Origin of the sequence: Methylibium sp., assembly GCF_013817365.1 — a bacterium.
GTDB lineage: Bacteria > Pseudomonadota > Gammaproteobacteria > Burkholderiales > Burkholderiaceae_C > Methylibium.
Window position 1 is genome coordinate 1 of sequence record NZ_JACDCU010000553.1, and the last position, 2,276, is coordinate 2,276.

The 2,276-nt window shown below is 70.1% G+C and carries 3 protein-coding genes; all 3 read left to right on the forward strand.

Annotation, left to right across the window (positions count from 1 at the left end; genetic code table 11):
* Nucleotides 1–10 precede the first annotated feature (10 nt).
* Nucleotides 11–874: a sulfurtransferase gene (locus H0W38_RS21170; RefSeq protein WP_292457926.1), complete on the forward strand. Its 864-nt coding sequence runs from the start codon at nucleotides 11–13 to the stop codon at nucleotides 872–874.
* A gap of 126 nt (nucleotides 875–1,000) precedes the next feature.
* Entirely contained in the window at nucleotides 1,001–1,438 is a 438-nt protein-coding gene (locus H0W38_RS21175) for a cytochrome c (RefSeq protein WP_292457921.1), read from the forward strand.
* 218 nt (nucleotides 1,439–1,656) lie between these two features.
* Entirely contained in the window at nucleotides 1,657–2,091 is a 435-nt protein-coding gene (locus H0W38_RS21180; protein ID WP_292457923.1) for a universal stress protein, read from the forward strand.
* Nucleotides 2,092–2,276: the final 185 nt, after the last annotated feature.

The following is a 2,276-nucleotide window of genomic DNA, read 5'->3' on the forward strand; positions in this document are numbered from 1 at the left end:
CCCCATGACCCTGCCTTACCCCCTGATCAGCGCGCCCGCACTGGTCGACCGCCTGTCGGGCGACGACGCCGAGTGCCGGACCCTGCTGCTCGACTGTTCCTTCGATCTCGCCGATCCCGGCGCCGGCGAGCGGAGCTATCAGCAAGGGCATCTGCCCGGCGCCCACTACCTGCACCTCGACCACGACCTGGCAGATCACACACCGCCCGCCGACGGGCGCTTTCGCGGCCGGCATCCGCTGCCCACGCGCGAGGCCTTCGCCGCAACCCTGGGCCGCCTGGGCGTGACGCCCGCCATGGCCGTGGTGGCGTACGACCGCCAGGACGCGATCTTCGCGGCGCGCGCCTGGTGGATGCTGCGCTGGCTGGGCCACCGCGAAGTCGCGGTGCTCGACGGTGGTCTGCCCGCCTGGGTCGCGGCAGGCGGCGCGCTCGGCCAGGACGTGCCCCGGCCGCAGGCGGCTGCGCCCTATCCCATGGCCGCTTCGCTGGTGCCCGTCGTGGATGCCGGCTCGCTGCAGGCCGCACTGGGCCGGGTGCGGCTCATCGATGCGCGCGCCGCGGAGCGCTTCCGCGGCGACGCGGAGCCGCTCGACCCGGTGGCCGGCCACATTCCCGGCGCGCTCAACCGGCCTTTCAAGCACAACCTCGACGAGCACGGCCGTTTCCTCGGCCCCGAAGCGCTGCGCGCCGCGTTCGAGCCGCTGCTGGGCGGTCGAGCCGCCAGCGAAGTCGTGCACCAGTGCGGCTCCGGCGTCACCGCTTGCCACAACCTGCTGGCTATGGAAGCCGCCGGTCTGACCGGCTCGGTGCTCTATCCCGGTTCGTGGAGCGAGTGGTGCGCCGATCCGTCGCGGCCCGTGGCACGCGGTTGACGATTTCTGGCCGTGCGGCCGAGTGACCGCGGCGGCAAGTCGCGACACAACTCGTAGCTCCTGCGACAGGCATGAGTTTTGCTGTCCCTGGGCAGGCCGCATCGTTCTTTCCATGAGGACGCCCGCATGAGAACAAGTTGCATCCCGGCTCTCTTCGCCGCCCTGACCGCCGGCGCTTTCGCCCAGACCTCCGCCCCTGCGGCCGACACCGCATCCGCTCCCGAAGCCGCCCAGGGCGATGCCCCCTACAAGGTGGTCGATGGCTACAAGGTCGACCCGGCCACTCTGCAGGGCTTTCGCACTTGGCGCGCGGCCACCTGCGACCGCTGCCATGGTGCCGAGCAGGAAGGCTTGGTCGGTCCTTCGCTCATTGCGGGGATGCAGCGACTGAGCAAGGAAGATTTCGTCGACATCGTGGCCAACGGGCGCTTCGTGCGCGGCGTCATGCCGGCTTACAAGACCAACAAGGACGTGATGGCGCACATGGACGAGCTCTACGCTTACCTGAAAGGCCGCTCGGAGGGCGATATCACGCGCGCCAAGGTCGAGGCGATAGACAAGTAGCCGCTCGATCCGCGTTCGCTTGCCCTGGAAGCGGCAGGCCGCCTCGCTCGACGCGCTCGCTCCACAAACACTCGCGCACGACGAGGGCCGGGCTTACCCTCGAGCGATGCTGCGGCGAGTACCGGTGCTTGACCTGCATGCCGCCCTGCCGCACGCTGCGGATGTCGACAGACCGGCGAGGGCGTGCCGCCCCGCCGCATTCGATCCGGAGGGACGCCATGTACAAACGCATCCTCGTGCCGACCGACGGCAGCGACGTGACCGGCAAGGCGGTCACAACCGCCATCACGCTGGCGCAAGCGCTCGGCTCGCGCATTCGAACGCTCAGCGCCAAGGAGCCCTTCCCCTACAGCGCGATCAGCGAAATTCAGCCGATCGCACCGCAGGAGTACTTCGAGGCGCAGGAGCGCATCGCGCAGCAGCGGGTGCAGCAAGTGGTGGCGACTTGCGAAGCCGCCGGGCTGGCCTGCGACGCCGCCACGGTGGAAGCTTCGCACCCGTACGAAGCCATCATCGATCATGCCAAGCAGCACGGCTGCGACCTGATCGTCATGGCCTCGCACGGCCGCCGCGGCATGCGCGCGCTGCTGCTCGGCAGTGAGACGCAGAAGGTGCTGACGCACAGCAGCATCGCGGTACTGGTCGTGCGGTAGAAGCTCGCAGCGCCGCAGGCGGGTCCGGCGCGTCGGGCTCACGCGACGGCATTGGACCGGGTGACCCCGAACCGCCGCCACGGCGGGAGAGCGGGCGTCGTCTGGCACCGTTCAGGCTGGCGGCTGGGCGCGCTCGTCGAGCGACCCCAGCCCTTGCGCCGCGCCATCCCGGTGCAGCACCACAC

Bases quoted from the DNA above. Each gene is read 5' to 3' on its own strand.
- H0W38_RS21175 (WP_292457921.1), top strand. From the start codon at position 1,001: ATGAGAACAAGTTGCATCCCGGCTCTCTTCGCCGCCCTGACCGCCGGC.
- H0W38_RS21180 (WP_292457923.1), top strand. From the start codon at position 1,657: ATGTACAAACGCATCCTCGTGCCGACCGACGGCAGCGACGTGACCGGC.